Here is a 15,793-nt window from a genome sequence, read left to right as displayed (position 1 = left end):
ACACAACGTGTGGATGATCAGAGGCTAGCTCGATGATCATGCACAGGGGGGTCGTAATTGGTGTTGGCTGGCTGCTGACGGTGCAGCCAGATTTTGTATTGAACGACACTTGGAACGCTATATCACCAGGTCAATAACCATCAGTGTTATAGGATCAAGCCTCACGAGCAATTAGTATCGGTTAGCTTAACGCATTACTGCGCTTCCACACCCGACCTATCAACGTCCTGGTCTCGAACGACTCTTTAGGGGGATCAAGTCCCCGGGATACCTAATCTTCAGACGAGTTTCCCGCTTAGATGCCTTCAGCGGTTATCTCTTCCGTACTTAGCTACCCGGCAATGCCATTGGCATGACAACCGGTACACCAGAGGTACGTCCACTCCGGTCCTCTCGTACTAGGAGCAGGCTCCGTCAAGTATCCAACGCCCACGGCAGATAGGGACCAAACTGTCTCACGACGTTTTAAACCCAGCTCACGTACCTCTTTAAATGGCGAACAGCCATACCCTTGGGACCGGCTACAGCCCCAGGATGAGATGAGCCGACATCGAGGTGCCAAACACCGCCGTCGATATGAACTCTTGGGCGGTATCAGCCTGTTATCCCCAGAGTACCTTTTATCCGTTGAGCGATGGCCCTTCCATTCAGAACCACCGGATCACTATGTCCTGCTTTCGCACCTGTTCGACTTGTCAGTCTCACAGTCAAGCACGCTTATGCCATTGCACTATCAGCACGATTTCCGACCGTACCTAGCGTACCTTCGAACTCCTCCGTTACACTTTGGGAGGAGACCGCCCCAGTCAAACTGCCCACCATGCACTGTCCCCGATCCGGATAACGGACCAAGGTTAGAACCGCAAACAAACCAGGGTGGTATTTCAAGGATGGCTCCACGTGATCTAGCGACCACGCTTCAAAGCCTCCCACCTATCCTACACAGGCCGGTTCACAGATCAATGCAAAGCTACAGTAAAGGTTCATGGGGTCTTTCCGTCTAGCCGCGGGTAGATTGCATCATCACAAACACTTCAACTTCGCTGAGTCTCAGGAGGAGACAGTGTGGCCATCGTTACGCCATTCGTGCAGGTCGGAACTTACCCGACAAGGAATTTCGCTACCTTAGGACCGTTATAGTTACGGCCGCCGTTTACCGGGGCTTCGATCAAGAGCTTGCACCCCATCACTTAACCTTCCGGCACCGGGCAGGCGTCACACCCTATACGTCGACTTTCGTCTTTGCAGAGTGCTGTGTTTTTAATAAACAGTCGCAGCCACCGATTCTCTGCGACCCCATCATGCTAAGCGCGCAGGCGCTTCACACTACCGGGGTATACCTTCTCCCGAAGTTACGGTATCAATTTGCCGAGTTCCTTCTCCTGAGTTCTCTCAAGCGCCTTGGAATATTCATCCCGTCCACCTGTGTCGGTTTGCGGTACGGTCTCGTACAGCTGAAGCTTAGAGGCTTTTCTTGGAACCACTTCCAATCACTTCGCAAGCAATGCTCGCTCGTGCCATACCCTTGATTTACGCGCCCGGATTTGCCTAAGCGCCATCTTCGATACAGCAACAGGGACATCCAACACCCTGATGATCTTCCGCGATCCGTCCCCCCATCGCACTGTACGACGGTACTGGAATATTAACCAGTTTCCCATCAGCTACGCATCTCTGCCTCGCCTTAGGGGCCGACTCACCCTGCGCCGATGAACGTTGCGCAGGAAACCTTGGACTTACGGCGAGGGGGCTTTTCACCCCCTTTATCGCTACTCATGTCAGCATTCGCACTTCTGATACCTCCAGCAGCCTTTACAAGCCACCTTCGCAGGCTTACAGAACGCTCTCCTACCGCGTGCACTAAAAGTGCACACCCGCAGCTTCGGTTTATCGCTTAGCCCCGTTACATCTTCCGCGCAGGACGACTCGATCAGTGAGCTATTACGCTTTCTTTAAAGGATGGCTGCTTCTAAGCCAACCTCCTGACTGTCTATGCCTTCCCACTTCGTTTCCCACTTAGCGATAATTCGGGACCTTAGCTGGCGGTCTGGGTTGTTTCCCTCTTGAGTCCGGACGTTAGCACCCGGTGCTCTGTCTCCCAAGCTGTACTTGCGGGTATTCGGAGTTTGCCATAGTTTGGTAAGTCGCCATGACCCCCTAGCTATAACAGTGCTCTACCCCCCGCAGTAATACTTGAGGCACTACCTAAATAGTTTTCGGAGAGAACCAGCTATTTCCAGATTTGTTTAGCCTTTCACCCCTATCCACAGCTCATCCCCTAATTTTTCAACATTAGTGGGTTCGGTCCTCCAGCACGTGTTACCGTGCCTTCAACCTGGCCATGGATAGATCATCTGGTTTCGGGTCTACACCCAGCGACTGAATCGCCCTATTCGGACTCGCTTTCGCTACGGCTTCCCTATTCGGTTAACCTTGCCACTGAATGTAAGTCGCTGACCCATTATACAAAAGGTACGCAGTCACCCCACAAGGAGGCTCCTACTGTTTGTATGCATACGGTTTCAGGATCTATTTCACTCCCCTTCCGGGGTTCTTTTCGCCTTTCCCTCACGGTACTGGTTCACTATCGGTCGATCACGAGTATTTAGCCTTGGAGGATGGTCCCCCCATCTTCAAACAGGATTTCACGTGTCCCGCCCTACTTGTCTTACGCTTAGTTCCACACACAAGATTTCATCTACAGGGCTATCACCTGCTACGGCCGGACTTTCCATTCCGTTCGACTATCTTGCATGCTAAAACGTAAAGGCTCTTCCGATTTCGCTCGCCACTACTTTCGGAATCTCGGTTGATTTCTTTTCCTCGAGCTACTGAGATGTTTCAGTTCACCCGGTTCGCTTCCACTAGCCTATGTATTCAGCTAGGGATACTGCATTGCTGCAGTGGGTTTCCCCATTCGGACATCTACGGATCAAAGCTTGTTTGCCAGCTCCCCGTAGCTTTTCGCAGGCTACTACGTCCTTCATCGCCTGTGATCGCCAAGGCATCCACCATATGCACTTAGTCGCTTGATCCTATAACGCTGTAGGCTATAGGACCTGAGTATTAGCGTTTGTGCCGTTCATAAGTTTCAAAGCAGTCTGAGGTTATTCACCCCAGTCTTGAGAACTTGGAACAAAATAATGCAATCACAACCCGTACTTATTTTCTTCAGCTTGCGCCGAGTACTTAATAAGTACATTTCGTTGTGCTTCTTCCAGATTGTTAAAGAACGATATAGCTGTTGAGTAAAACCCAACGCATAGCGCTGCAAGCAGCGCTATGCGTTAGCTTCTACGCGGGGCCCAAACAAGATTGACCCCAGCTACAAAAAACAACCGATAAGAGTGGACGCTTAACACGAGCACTTAAGCTCTGAAAGGAGGTGATCCAGCCGCACCTTCCGATACGGCTACCTTGTTACGACTTCACCCCAGTCATGAATCCTACCGTGGTAATCGCCCCCCTTACGGTTAGGCTAACTACTTCTGGTAAAACCCACTCCCATGGTGTGACGGGCGGTGTGTACAAGACCCGGGAACGTATTCACCGCGACATGCTGATCCGCGATTACTAGCGATTCCGACTTCACGCAGTCGAGTTGCAGACTGCGATCCGGACTACGATCGGGTTTCTGGGATTGGCTCCCCCTCGCGGGTTGGCGACCCTCTGTCCCGACCATTGTATGACGTGTGAAGCCCTACCCATAAGGGCCATGAGGACTTGACGTCATCCCCACCTTCCTCCGGTTTGTCACCGGCAGTCTCATTAGAGTGCCCTTTCGTAGCAACTAATGACAAGGGTTGCGCTCGTTGCGGGACTTAACCCAACATCTCACGACACGAGCTGACGACAGCCATGCAGCACCTGTGTTCCGGTTCTCTTGCGAGCACTTCCAAATCTCTTCGGAATTCCAGACATGTCAAGGGTAGGTAAGGTTTTTCGCGTTGCATCGAATTAATCCACATCATCCACCGCTTGTGCGGGTCCCCGTCAATTCCTTTGAGTTTTAATCTTGCGACCGTACTCCCCAGGCGGTCAACTTCACGCGTTAGCTGCGCTACCAAGGCCCGAAGGCCCCAACAGCTAGTTGACATCGTTTAGGGCGTGGACTACCAGGGTATCTAATCCTGTTTGCTCCCCACGCTTTCGTGCATGAGCGTCAGTGTTATCCCAGGAGGCTGCCTTCGCCATCGGTGTTCCTCCGCATATCTACGCATTTCACTGCTACACGCGGAATTCCACCTCCCTCTGACACACTCTAGCTCGGTAGTTAAAAATGCAGTTCCAAAGTTAAGCTCTGGGATTTCACATCTTTCTTTCCGAACCGCCTGCGCACGCTTTACGCCCAGTAATTCCGATTAACGCTTGCACCCTACGTATTACCGCGGCTGCTGGCACGTAGTTAGCCGGTGCTTATTCTGCAGGTACCGTCAGTTTCACGGGGTATTAGCCCATGACGTTTCTTTCCTGCCAAAAGTGCTTTACAACCCGAAGGCCTTCATCGCACACGCGGGATGGCTGGATCAGGGTTTCCCCCATTGTCCAAAATTCCCCACTGCTGCCTCCCGTAGGAGTCTGGGCCGTGTCTCAGTCCCAGTGTGGCTGGTCGTCCTCTCAAACCAGCTACGGATCGTCGCCTTGGTGAGCCGTTACCCCACCAACTAGCTAATCCGATATCGGCCGCTCTAATAGTGCAAGGTCTTGCGATCCCCTGCTTTCCCCCGTAGGGCGTATGCGGTATTAGCTACGCTTTCGCGTAGTTATCCCCCGCTACTAGGCACGTTCCGATACATTACTCACCCGTTCGCCACTCGCCACCAGACCGAAGTCCGTGCTGCCGTTCGACTTGCATGTGTAAGGCATCCCGCTAGCGTTCAATCTGAGCCAGGATCAAACTCTTCAGTTTAATCTCTGTATTTGTTTCGTATTCTTGGTCCGAATAAATCCGAACCAGGTCATACGTCGCTACTCAAAGGAAGTGAGGTATGTTCTTAAACTTGACGTCTAAGGTACTTCACTTCTAGTGAGCACTTGATTTCATTGTGCTTGTGAAGCAAGTCAAGGTTTAACCCCGGACTTAAATCACAGTGCATCGCATCAAGCGCCCACACTTATCGGTTGTTTAATTGTTAAAGAGCGGTACTGCAAATTCGGTACTACAAACTGCTTACTGCTACCTGCTGATTCTGCCCGCGCTGCGCGGCTTTTGCCTTGCATCGCTTGCTGTTTTCAGCAGCAGAGAGGCGAGATTATGAAGAAGTTTTTATCGCTTGTCAAGTCAGCTTCGTTCGCTTTCGCGCCACCGCTTTCTTGCCTGCGACCTCTCCAGGTCTGCTCTCTTTAGCAGCTATCGAAACATCAGAACCACCCATTCGGGTAAACCCTAAGTTTTCGGCAACTGCCAAGCCTGAAACTATAACACGACTTTTGCAGATTATGCAACCGGCTCTTGCCTAATTTGCATCCTATCTTGCAACCCCGCCACCGGCTTTCGCCAGGGCGACTCTGGAAACCAGAGGTCGGTTACTACTCAGGTGGCTTGCGATTTCGATCCGGGTAAACCCTTGCTCGTCATCACCAGCCAAGCCCAAGACTATAGCACGATTTTTGCAGACTGTGCAACTGGCTTTTGCCTGATTTGCACCATTCCTTGCAATCCCGCTTGGCTGCCATCGCTGGCTGCTTGGCGGTAGGCCGGAGCCCGTCGTACTGCTTGGCTTCGCCGTTCAAAAATGTCTGAACTGCGAAGGAGCGAGACTATAGCACGGAATTTTTGGCGTTCCGGCCAAGTTGACACCCGTTTTGCAGAAAAATGAACTTTTAAAGGGACGCACCCTCTTTGAGGCCGTCAGGAGCCATATCTTCGGAACCGTACGGAGGGCACCTAGTGCAGGCCCACGGGGAGCGCCCCTCTATGTCTACAGACGAAGCCTCTATATATAAGGCGTCTATATATAGAGAGGCATCAAAGACGCGCCTACAGACGAAGCTCCGTCGTTTCCTTGATTTGCTGAAGCGCAAAGAAAGAACGCATATCGATGACTGCCGGGTGGCGCATCAGCGTGTCCATCGCGAAGCGTGAAAAATGCGCCAGGTCGGCTACCTGTATCCGGAGAAGGTAGTCCATATCGCCAGACATCGCATAGCACTCGACTACCTCTGGCCACAGCTGTACGTCCCGTGCGAAGTCGCTCATTGGTGCGTGACTGGAACCGCTGTGCTTGTTCAAGCGTATGTTCACGTATGCCAACAGCCCCAGCCCGACCTTCTCGGCATCGATCAGGGCGACGTACTTTTTGATGAAGCCCTTTTCTTCCAGCCGTCGGACCCGTCTCAAGCATGGGCTGGGGGATAAGGAAACGCGGTCAGCCAGTTCCTGGTTGCTTAAGCGACCGTCGCGCTGCAGTTCGGCCAGGATCCTGAGATCTGTCCTGTCAAGCTCGATATCAGACATTTATTGCCCCGAAGTTTTCCATTGCAGCAATATTATTGCCGAAGACAGGGGCTTCGAAGCCATCTTTGCAATTGTCTGCCCGTCGATCCTACCTACAATCTCGTTCTAGACTTGAAGAACAAGTCGTCCTGAAAAATGATGCAAGGGAGCAGACATATGAGCAGCGCATTCCAACCGTGGGACAACCCAATGGGCACCGCCGGGTTCGAGTTCATTGAGTACGCCGCGCCGGACCCCGCCGCGTTGCGCAAGGTGTTCGAGCTGCTTGGCTTCAAAGCCATCGCCAAGCACCGCCACAAGGATGTCACGCTGTATCGCCAGGGCGGCGTCAACTTCCTGATCAACGCCGAGCCGGATTCCTTTGCACAACGCTTCGCGCGACTGCACGGTCCGTCGATCTGTGCGATCGGTTTTCGCGTGCAAGACGCCAATGCGGCATACAAGCGCGCCTTGGAGCTGGGTGCGTGGGGCTTCGACTCGCACAGTGGTCCGATGGAATTGAACATTCCCGCCATCAAGGGCATCGGCGATTCGCTGATTTACCTGGTTGACCGCTGGACCGGCAAGGAAGGCCACGGCGGTATTGGCGACATCAGCATCTATGACGTGGACTTCGTGCCCGTGGACCCGGACAATGCGCAGGCCGACCTGAACCATCGCGGCGCGGGCCTGACGCTGGTGGATCACCTGACGCACAACGTGCACAAGGGCCGCATGGCCGAGTGGTCGGAGTTCTACGAGCGCCTGTTCAATTTCCGCGAAGTGCGCTACTTCGATATCGAAGGCAAGGTGACGGGCGTGAAGTCGAAGGCCATGACTTCGCCTTGCGGCAACATCCGCATTCCGATCAACGAAGAAGGCACGGAAGAGAAAGGACAGATCCAGGAGTACCTGGACCTGTACCGCGGCGAAGGCATCCAGCATATCGCGATGGCCACGGATGACATCTACAGCACCATTGAGGCGCTGCGCGAGTCGGGCGTCGTGTTTCTGGATACGCCGGAAACGTACTACGAGCTGCTGGACCGCCGCCTGCCCAACCACGGCGAAGACGTTGCCCGCCTGCAGAAAAACCGCATCTTGTTGGACGGCGCGCCGGGTGGTGGCCTGCTGCTGCAGATCTTCACGGAAAACCAGATCGGGCCGATCTTCTTTGAGATCATTCAGCGCAAGGGCAACGACGGATTCGGCGAAGGCAATTTCAAGGCCTTGTTCGAATCGATCGAGCTGGACCAGATGCGCCGCGGCGTTGTGAAGAACGTCGAGTAATCGCTTCCCCTGCCGGCGCGCGGTGCTCATGCAGCGGCGCCGGCTTTGAAGCCTCACCAAATGGTGAGGTTTTTTTTGCCCGCGGCACACGCGCGGGCACCGGCGAAGATGGGCTCAGCGCTTCAGGCGATCCTGGAATTGCTTGCGGAACTTCGCGACCTTGGGCGCGATCACGAACTGGCAATAGCCTTGTTCGGGATGCAAAGCAAAGTAATTGCTGTGGTAGTCCTCGGCTTGCCAGAACCGGGCCGGCGGCAGCAGCTTGGTGACAATGGGCGCGTCATACACCTGCTGCGCCTCCACCTCGGCGATGACCGCTTCGGCCTGCTCGCGCTGCGACTCGTTCTGCCAGAAGATGGCCGACTCGTACTGCGGGCCAATGTCATTGCCCTGGCGCCCCGGCGTGGTGGGATCGTGGGTAGCGAAAAACACGCGCAGCAAATCGCTGAACGACAACTCCGACGGGTCGAATTCGATTCGGGCCACTTCGATATGCCCGGTCTCTTTGCCGCACACTTGCTCGTAGCTGGGGTTGTCGACGTGCCCGCCGCTGTAGCCGGGCAAGACGCTTTTGACTCCACGCAGATCAGCGAAGACCGCTTCGACGCACCAGAAGCAGCCGCCGCCAAGGACGGCGACCTCGTTGCCGGGGGAAGGTTGTTCTGCCATGACGATTCCTCTCTTATAGGCGACCCGTTCGTGGGCCGCGCCCCCGCGCATCGTGCGCGGGACGTAAAGATTAAGACTACTGCTTGGCGGGCGCCAGCGACAATATCCATTCGGCCAGCAGGCGGGCGTCTTCCTGGCTGACATGCGTTTGGGCAGGCATGGGAACCGCGCCCCACGCGCCACGACCGCCACCGCGAATCTTGCCCGCCAGGTAATCCACCATGGCGTCGCCCTGCCCGGCATAACGTTCCGCCACGCTCTTCAGCGGAGGCCCCACGCGCTTGGCTTCTACTTGATGGCAGGCCATACAGGCCTTGCTTTTGGCCAAATCCAGGCCGGTGGTTTGTGCCTGGACCGCGCCCGCGCTCAACACGCAGGCGGCGGCCACCCACAGACTAATCTTCAAATGCATCGGTAACTGCCCCACGGCTCGCGGTGCTGGCGAGCTTGCCGAATTTGGCAAGCACACCGCGTGTATAACGCGGCTTGGGCTGGACCCAGGCCTGGCGACGAGCCGCCAGGTCTTCGTCGCTGATGTTCAACTGCAGCAGCAGTTTGTGGGCATCGATGGTAACCGAATCGCCTTCCTGGATCAGGGCGATCGGGCCGCCAACGAAGGCTTCAGGCGCGACGTGGCCGACCACCATGCCCCACGTGCCGCCGGAAAAACGGCCATCGGTGATGAGCCCGACCGTTTCGCCCAGGCCCTGCCCCACTAGCGCAGACGTAGGCGCCAACATTTCGCGCATGCCGGGCCCACCCTTGGGACCTTCATAGCGGATGACAACGACGTCACCATCCTTGATCTGCCGCGCCATGATGGCCGTCATCGCGTCATCCTCGGAATCGAAGACGCGTGCCGGGCCGGTCATGACGGGATTTTTCAGCCCCGTGATCTTGGCCACACAGCCTTCCGGCGACAAATTGCCCTTGAGAATCGCCAGATGCCCCTGCGGATACAGCGCGCGGCCCAGCGGCATGATGACGTCCTGATCCGCGCGTGGTGTATCGGGCACATCCGCCAGCGTCTCTGCGATGGTCTTGCCGGTGATGGTAATGCAGTCGCCATGCAAGAGGCCGGCATTAAGCAGCAGCTTCATGACCTGCGGAATGCCGCCCGCGCGATGCAGATCGGTGGCGACGTATTTGCCCGACGGCTTCAGGTCGCACAGAACGGGAACACGCTTGCGGATCCTTTCGAAGTCGTCGATGGTCCACGGCACCTCGGCGGCATGGGCAATAGCCAGGAAGTGCAACACGGCATTGGTCGAGCCGCCAGTGGCCATGATGACGGACACGGCGTTTTCAATGGATTCGCGCGTAATGATGTCGCGCGGTCGAAGATTGCGCCGCACCGCATCGACCAGGACACGCGCCGACTCGGCGGCCGACACGACTTTCTCGTCGTCCTCGTTGGCCATCGTGCTGGAATACGGCAGGCTCATGCCCATGGCTTCGAAGGCAGAGCTCATGGTGTTGGCGGTGTACATGCCGCCACAGGAACCCGAGCCAGGTATCGCGCATTTTTCGATTTGCTTGAAGTCGGCTTCGGGCATGCGCCCCATGGTGTATTCGCCCACTGCCTCAAACACGGACACGATGGTCAGGTCGTTGCCTTTGTAATGGCCGGGCTTGATGGTGCCGCCATAGACGTAGATGCCGGGCACGTTCGTGCGCGCCAGGGCGATCATGCCGCCCGGCATGTTCTTGTCGCAGCCGCCGATGACCACCACGCCATCCATCCACTGGCCTTGCGCAGCGGTCTCGATGCAGTCAGCGATAACCTCGCGCGACACCAGTGAATACTTCATGCCCTCAGTGCCCATCGACATGCCATCGGATATGGTGGGCGTGCCGAACACCTGGGGATTCGCGCTGGATGCGCGGATGGCATCGATGGCCGCGTCCGCCAACCTTTGCAGGCCGCTGTTGCACGGCGTGATCGTGGAATGGCCGTTAGCCACGCCGATCATGGGGTTGTCGAAGTCGGCTTCCTTGTAGCCCAGCGCGTAGTACATGGCGCGGTTGGGCGCGCGCGCGACGCCATGGGTGATGTGGCGGGAACGTTCATTGTTCGGCATGGTCTGTCTCTCCTGTCGGCCGTCGGGGCGCGGACATGGCGAACGCACCCGGGGAGCTGGCTCGCTTGCACGCATGCGAATCTTCAGTGCTCGCCGGTTATTATCATTCAACTTTATTGTGTCGGGCAGAACATGCTGCAATATCCAAAATTCGATCCCGTAGCCCTGCAGATCGGGCCGCTGGCCATTCATTGGTACGGGCTGATGTATCTGGCGGGTTTCGCCCTGGTGTATGTGCTTGGGCGTCGGCGCATCACAAGCGGCCACACCACGTCGCTGAACATGCGCGACCTTGAAGACCTGATTTTTTACAGCGTGCTGGGCGTGGTGCTGGGTGGCCGGCTTGGCTATGTGCTGTTCTACAAGCCTGCGTACTATTTGGCGCATCCGCTGGAAGTCGCCTATCTATGGCAGGGCGGCATGTCGTTTCACGGCGGGCTGATAGGCGTGATCGTCGTCATGCTGCTGTTCGCCCGCAAGAAGAAGCTGCCGTTTTTCGCCATCAGTGATTTCATCGCGCCGCTGATCCCGCTGGGCCTGGGTTTTGGCCGACTGGGCAACTTCATCAATGGCGAGCTTTGGGGTCGTCCGACCGATGTGCCGTGGGCCATGGTGTTCCCGGACAGCGGCGACGGGCTGGCGCGCCATCCGTCCCAACTGTATGAGCTGGGCCTGGAAGGCATCGTGCTGTTTGCATTGCTGTGGTGGTTTTCCAGCAAGCCGCGCCCGCTGGGCCAGGTTAGCGGGCTGTTCCTGATGGGCTACGGAACGTTCCGCTTCCTGGTGGAATTCACCCGCGAGCCGGACAACTTTCTTGGCCTGCTCGCGGGGGGCTTAAGCATGGGACAGTGGCTGTCCGTGCCGATGGTCGCCTTGGGCGCCATCATGTTCACCCTTACTGCAAAACGATCGTCCCGTTAACAGCGACGCTGACCGTGACGTCTCCCGCTTCCAGCGGGACGTCCGGGCTGAAGCCGCCGGAAGCGTCTTTAGCCATGGCGGCCGCGCCCAACATGCGCGGCATCGGTACCGGGCCACCCGAACCACCAAGCTCGAGCTTGGACAGGCGATAGCCAGAAAAGCCGAACGCGTTTGCCGCGGCCAGGGCGCGATCCTTGAACGCCTGCGCCGCTTCTTTCAGCAGCTTGCGTTCTTCGGCCTCGCGCGCTTCACGCGACAGCGAAAACGCGATGTTGGAGATGGCGGTCTTGTCCGATAGCTTGGACGCCAACGCGGCTGCCGCGTCGAAGTCCCTGGACTCCAGCACCACTTCGCCCTGGCCACGCCAAGAACTGATCTTGCCCTTGCTGTTCGTGTTCGGCCACACGTTGAAACCGCCCGTGCGGACGTCAACGCCCTTGGTGTCACGCGCGCGCTTGACGACGTCATCCAGGATGGCCGTCAGCTTCTTGCCCGCCGCAGGCTGATCGGGGGCATCGACTTCAGCAGTCAAAGAAATGCGAACGGTGTCCTGCTTGACCTCGGATGAGGCCGCGGCTTGCAGCGTCATTTCGGGAGAACGATTCGTGGACGATTCCGCTGCCGCGGGCGCCACGGCACCTTGCGCTTGTGCGTATGCCGGTTGCACGGCGGCGATGGCGGCCACGGCTGCGCACGCTGCGCCGAGTTTCGTCAGCGAAAAAACAGGGTGTTTGAACATGGACGGGTCCTAGGAAAGAGGACAGAGGGGAAGAACTTGGGGGATTTTTGGCACCCGACGCGGACCTGCGCTGTTGGCAGGCCCGCTGGGATAGATGCCCCGCCTGTGCCGTCAAGGCCGGCATCTCGAACCCTGAGGTTCAAGGTGGTCGCGTTCCGAAGAGCGTCGGGTTCGTCTACGAGAGACAATCACTCCAGCTCTGCACTCCCGCAACCAATATGCCAAAAGACATAGGTTCAGAGAATGTATGGCCTAGTCACGGACACGGCAGGGACAAACTGAAAATTCTTGAATACCGCTTTATGAACGTTAGAGCAGTTTTTCCTGACCCGACAAGGCGTCATCGAGTACTGCGTTCATGTCCTCAATTCTACGCTTGAAGTCGCCAACCGCCAAACCCCCTAGAGGACCATCGGGCGCTTTCATCGCAAGCAGCTCGCCGGCGACTTGCAAAGCGGCCATGACGGCAATGCGTTCGTTGCTGGAAATCTTGCCGGTTCCCTGGATGCGCAGCATCAACTGGTCGACATGACGCACGGCGGCCATCAACGTGGGCTTCTCTTCAGCAGAGCAAGCCAGTGAATAGTCGCGTCCTAATATGGTTACGTCTACGCGTTCCATCAGTGTTGCTCTCCAGACGGTGCGCCCGGCAGGCGGGCCAGCACGGCGTCAATGCGCTCGCGGGCCGAAGCGGCGGCCACGCGCAAGCGCTGTAGTTCGTTGTCGCGAGATTGCAAGGTGCCTTGCAGTTCGGATTCGCGGGCGGCGAAGCGCGACTCAAGCGCTTGGCGTTCGGCGGATTCGCGGGCAAGCTGCTCGCGCAGGGCAACTTCCGCCTGCTGGGCTTGCTCGAGCATTGCGGTGACGGCGCCGTCGTGATCCTGAAGCTTGGTTTTCAACGTGACGATGTCAGCCTCGCGCTCGGCGGCGCGCTGCTTCAGCACACGCTGTTCAGCTTCGAAGTCGTTCAAGCGTAGGCGCAACGCATCACGCTCTGCGTGGAGTTGGCGGGTGCGTTGCACCAGTTGCCCGATTCGGGCGGCGAGTTGGTCTAGATCTTGCAGCATGGGCGCTATCGTAAACCATCCTGAGGTAGACCGGGCCTCTTCACGCAAGGTGAGAAACCCGGCAATATTCGGTAGGAATTACGGTTGTGATGTCGGCGGCGCGAGGCTAACCGATTCCGGCCCAAGAAGAAAAGTCCCCTCCTCCAAAATCCCCGCATCCGGCCGATCCGGCTTTCGCATTTCTTTCTATAAACTTTCACTTAGCTTTCAAAAAGTCCTCAATCTTCCCGCGCCGTTACATCTCGGGGTCGGGAGTTCCCGAATTCTAGGGAAAACCCCAGCCTTTCACGGACCTTACAGGGTTTGCAGCGTGGCAGGCGTCCATTACCATTCGCCCTTTCAAGAAACCACGCCGTCGCTTTCAGAATAACTAATGGCACCCTGAAGTGCCTTTTTTGTGCCTGTCACTCGCCTTTCGGCGAGTCCCCTCCGGCTACAAACTTTTTTATCTACATGCTGTAAACAGGAGCCAACCAATCATGCAGCTACGCAATCGACAGGACTTCTGGTCTGGGGTGATGTTCATCGCCCTTGGACTGGGATTTGCCTGGCAGGCCAGCAGCTACCAAATGGGTACTGCTGCCCGAATGGGTCCAGGGTACTTTCCTTTCTGGCTAGGCATTGTTCTGGCTTTGCTGGGCGCCATCGTGCTGCTTGGCTCGCTTTCCAAGAAAGCGCAGGAAACGCACGTCGACAAGTTCGACTGGCGCATCGTTTTTCTCGTCGTGGGTTCGGTCGTCTTGTACGGCTTCATCCTGAAGCCGCTGGGCATCTACCTTTCGGTATTCATCCTGGTTGTCGTCAGCAGCCTGGCCAGCCATGAGTTCAGCTTGAAGGTCGCCGTCGCCAACGCGATCTTCCTGGTGGTGTTCTCGTATCTGGCATTCGTCAAGGGGCTGGGGCTGATCTTCCCGCTGTGGCCGTCCTTTCTGGGCATGAACTAAGGAGCAACCGGTCATGGAATTGTTTGACAACCTGATGTTGGGCTTCTCGGTGGCGTTCACGCCCGAGAACCTGGCCTATGCACTGCTGGGCTGCATTCTGGGTACGCTGATTGGCGTGTTGCCCGGTATTGGCCCGGTCCCGACCATCGCGATGCTGCTGCCGATCACGTATGTGTTGCCCCCGATTGCCGGCCTGATCATGCTTGCAGGCATCTATTACGGCGCGCAATACGGCGGTTCGACCACGGCGATTCTTGTGGCGCTGCCAGGGGAAACGTCCGCGGTGGTGACCGTGCTGGACGGCCACCAGATGGCCCGTAACGGCCGTGCCGGTGCCGCCTTGGCTATCGCTGCACTGGGCTCGTTCTTTGCCGGTTGCGTGGCCACGCTGCTGTTGGCCGCCTTCGCGCCCCCGCTGGCTGAAGTGGCCTTCAAGTTCGGCCCCGCCGAGTACTTCTCGCTGATGTGCCTGGGTCTGGTCGGCGCCGTGGTGCTGGCTTCCGGCTCGCTGCCCAAGGCGATCTCGATGATCATCCTGGGCCTGCTGTTGGGCATGGTCGGCACCGACGTCAACTCGGGCGTTGCCCGCTTCGACTTCGGCATCCCCGAACTGCAAGACGGTATCGACTTCGCCATCGTGGCCATGGGTGTGTTCGGCTTTGCCGAAATCATGACCAACCTGGAGCAGAAGGAAAACCGCGTCGACATCACCGACAAGATCGGCTCGCTGTACCCGAACAAGCAGGAATTCAAGGAATCGTACCCGGCAGTGCTGCGCGGTACGGCCCTGGGTTCGGCCCTGGGTATCTTGCCCGGCGGTGGCGCCGTGCTGTCGTCCTTCGCTTCCTACACCCTGGAAAAGAAGATCTCGAAGAATCCGGAACGCTTCGGCAAGGGCCACCCGGCCGGCCTGGCAGGCCCGGAATCGGCGAACAATGCCGCAGCCCAGACCTCGTTCATCCCGTTGCTGACGCTGGGTATCCCGGGTAATGCCGTGATGGCGCTGATGGTCGGCGCAATGACGATTCACAACATCCAGCCCGGCCCGCAAGTCATGACGAGCCACCCGGAGCTGTTCTGGGGCCTGATCGCTTCGATGTGGATCGGCAACCTGATGCTGGTGGTGCTGAACCTGCCGCTGATCGGCCTGTGGGTCAAGCTGCTGAAGGTGCCCTACCGCATCCTGTTCCCGGCGATTCTGGTGTTCTGCACGATCGGTGTGTATTCGTTGAACTACAACTCGTTCGACATCTTCACAACGGCTATCTTCGGTGTCATCGGCTACGTCTGGTCGAAGCTGAAGTGCGAAGGCGCACCGCTGCTGCTGGGCCTGGTTCTGGGCCCCATGATGGAAGAAAACTTCCGCCGTGCATTGCTGCTGTCGCGTGGCGATTTCAGCACCTTCGTGACGCGTCCGCTGTCGGCATCCCTGCTGGCCGTGGCCGCCTTCCTGGTGATCCTGGTGGCCCTGCCCGCCATCCGCAAGAAGCGCGAAGAGACCTTCGTCGAAGAAGAGTAAGACGCGAACCCGCCGCCTTGCGCGGCGGTGTCGGCGCGATCCAAACCCCTGGGCTTGTCCCAGGGGTTTTTTTATTGGGCTGACCTGGCGAAAGCTGCCAAAGGCTACGCAGGACTACGCCCCGCCG

General features: G+C 57.3%; 11 protein-coding genes, 2 rRNA genes and 1 other RNA gene. 4 read left to right on the top strand and 10 right to left on the bottom strand.

Features of this window, described 5'->3' with window-relative positions; all coding sequences use genetic code 11:
- Window positions 1–150: 150 nt before the first annotated feature.
- From KYT87_RS03315 to KYT87_RS03305, 3 genes are all read right to left on the bottom strand, one after another.
- Window positions 151–3,035, bottom strand: a 23S ribosomal RNA gene (locus tag KYT87_RS03315).
- Window positions 3,036–3,378: 343 nt separating this feature from the next.
- Window positions 3,379–4,909, bottom strand: a 16S ribosomal RNA gene (locus tag KYT87_RS03310).
- Together the 16S and 23S rRNA genes form the textbook arrangement of a ribosomal RNA operon.
- Window positions 4,910–5,980: 1,071 nt before the next feature.
- Entirely contained in the window at window positions 5,981–6,457 is a 477-nt protein-coding gene (locus KYT87_RS03305) for an Lrp/AsnC family transcriptional regulator (protein WP_006221896.1), read from the bottom strand.
- Window positions 6,458–6,613: 156 nt separating this feature from the next.
- On the opposite strand from KYT87_RS03305, the gene hppD reads away from it, so the two are divergent.
- On the top strand, window positions 6,614–7,726 hold the full coding sequence (gene hppD, locus KYT87_RS03300; protein ID WP_046807628.1) for a 4-hydroxyphenylpyruvate dioxygenase: 1,113 nt from the start codon (window positions 6,614–6,616) through the stop codon (window positions 7,724–7,726).
- 114 nt (window positions 7,727–7,840) lie between these two features.
- Here the strand turns inward: hppD and msrA are convergent, their stop codons facing one another.
- The 3 genes from msrA to ilvD form a co-directional block, all read right to left on the bottom strand.
- Entirely contained in the window at window positions 7,841–8,395 is a 555-nt protein-coding gene (gene msrA / locus KYT87_RS03295; RefSeq protein WP_046807627.1) for a peptide-methionine (S)-S-oxide reductase MsrA, read from the bottom strand.
- A gap of 76 nt (window positions 8,396–8,471) precedes the next feature.
- Window positions 8,472–8,807, bottom strand: coding sequence for a c-type cytochrome (locus KYT87_RS03290; protein ID WP_046807626.1), 336 nt, complete (start codon window positions 8,805–8,807; stop codon window positions 8,472–8,474).
- Window positions 8,791–10,476 carry a dihydroxy-acid dehydratase gene (gene ilvD / locus KYT87_RS03285; RefSeq protein WP_219991690.1) on the bottom strand — a complete coding sequence of 562 codons (1,686 nt, stop codon included), beginning with the start codon at window positions 10,474–10,476 and terminating at the stop codon, window positions 8,791–8,793. Before ilvD ends, KYT87_RS03290 begins: the two co-directional genes overlap by 17 nt.
- Before the next feature lie 132 nt (window positions 10,477–10,608).
- Between ilvD and lgt the strand changes: the two genes are divergently transcribed.
- Entirely contained in the window at window positions 10,609–11,397 is a 789-nt protein-coding gene (gene lgt, locus KYT87_RS03280) for a prolipoprotein diacylglyceryl transferase (RefSeq protein ID WP_046807624.1), read from the top strand.
- Here lgt and KYT87_RS03275 read toward each other — a convergent pair.
- The 4 genes from KYT87_RS03275 to KYT87_RS03260 all read right to left on the bottom strand — a co-directional run bounded on the left by KYT87_RS03275 (window position 11,372) and on the right by KYT87_RS03260 (window position 13,203).
- Window positions 11,372–12,136 (bottom strand): SIMPL domain-containing protein, encoded by a 765-nt coding sequence (locus KYT87_RS03275; protein ID WP_104145123.1) that lies wholly within the window; start codon window positions 12,134–12,136, stop codon window positions 11,372–11,374. The genes lgt and KYT87_RS03275 overlap by 26 nt on opposite strands.
- A 92-nt stretch (window positions 12,137–12,228) precedes the next feature.
- Window positions 12,229–12,413, bottom strand: a non-coding RNA gene (ssrS, locus tag KYT87_RS03270) — 6S RNA.
- Window positions 12,414–12,445: 32 nt separating this feature from the next.
- Window positions 12,446–12,757 (bottom strand): cell division protein ZapA, encoded by a 312-nt coding sequence (locus KYT87_RS03265; protein WP_006217444.1) that lies wholly within the window; start codon window positions 12,755–12,757, stop codon window positions 12,446–12,448.
- Window positions 12,757–13,203, bottom strand: a complete 447-nt coding sequence (locus KYT87_RS03260; protein WP_046807622.1) for a hypothetical protein — start codon at window positions 13,201–13,203, stop codon at window positions 12,757–12,759. Before KYT87_RS03260 ends, KYT87_RS03265 begins: the two co-directional genes overlap by 1 nt.
- Before the next feature lie 479 nt (window positions 13,204–13,682).
- Here KYT87_RS03260 and KYT87_RS03255 point away from each other — a divergent pair, with 479 nt between their 5' ends.
- A complete protein-coding gene (locus KYT87_RS03255; RefSeq protein WP_046807621.1) occupies window positions 13,683–14,147 on the top strand; it encodes a tripartite tricarboxylate transporter TctB family protein in 465 nt (154 codons plus the stop codon).
- A gap of 13 nt (window positions 14,148–14,160) precedes the next feature.
- Window positions 14,161–15,666, top strand: coding sequence for a tripartite tricarboxylate transporter permease (locus KYT87_RS03250; RefSeq protein ID WP_046807620.1), 1,506 nt, complete (start codon window positions 14,161–14,163; stop codon window positions 15,664–15,666).
- Window positions 15,667–15,793: the final 127 nt, after the last annotated feature.

Source organism: Achromobacter sp. ES-001 (assembly GCF_019448355.1).
Classification (GTDB): domain Bacteria; phylum Pseudomonadota; class Gammaproteobacteria; order Burkholderiales; family Burkholderiaceae_B; genus Achromobacter; species Achromobacter spanius_B.
This window is presented reverse-complemented; position numbering and strand designations above follow the sequence as displayed.

What these genes read in the sequence shown, in the direction of transcription:
- KYT87_RS03305 (WP_006221896.1), bottom strand. Translation starts at nt 6,457, where the DNA reads ATGTCTGATATCGAGCTTGACAGGACAGATCTCAGGATCCTGGCCGAA.
- hppD (WP_046807628.1), top strand. Translation starts at nt 6,614, where the DNA reads ATGAGCAGCGCATTCCAACCGTGGGACAACCCAATGGGCACCGCCGGG.
- msrA (WP_046807627.1), bottom strand. Translation starts at nt 8,395, where the DNA reads ATGGCAGAACAACCTTCCCCCGGCAACGAGGTCGCCGTCCTTGGCGGC.
- KYT87_RS03290 (WP_046807626.1), bottom strand. Translation starts at nt 8,807, where the DNA reads ATGCATTTGAAGATTAGTCTGTGGGTGGCCGCCGCCTGCGTGTTGAGC.
- ilvD (WP_219991690.1), bottom strand. Translation starts at nt 10,476, where the DNA reads ATGCCGAACAATGAACGTTCCCGCCACATCACCCATGGCGTCGCGCGC.
- lgt (WP_046807624.1), top strand. Translation starts at nt 10,609, where the DNA reads ATGCTGCAATATCCAAAATTCGATCCCGTAGCCCTGCAGATCGGGCCG.
- KYT87_RS03275 (WP_104145123.1), bottom strand. Translation starts at nt 12,136, where the DNA reads ATGTTCAAACACCCTGTTTTTTCGCTGACGAAACTCGGCGCAGCGTGC.
- KYT87_RS03265 (WP_006217444.1), bottom strand. Translation starts at nt 12,757, where the DNA reads ATGGAACGCGTAGACGTAACCATATTAGGACGCGACTATTCACTGGCT.
- KYT87_RS03260 (WP_046807622.1), bottom strand. Translation starts at nt 13,203, where the DNA reads ATGCTGCAAGATCTAGACCAACTCGCCGCCCGAATCGGGCAACTGGTG.
- KYT87_RS03255 (WP_046807621.1), top strand. Translation starts at nt 13,683, where the DNA reads ATGCAGCTACGCAATCGACAGGACTTCTGGTCTGGGGTGATGTTCATC.
- KYT87_RS03250 (WP_046807620.1), top strand. Translation starts at nt 14,161, where the DNA reads ATGGAATTGTTTGACAACCTGATGTTGGGCTTCTCGGTGGCGTTCACG.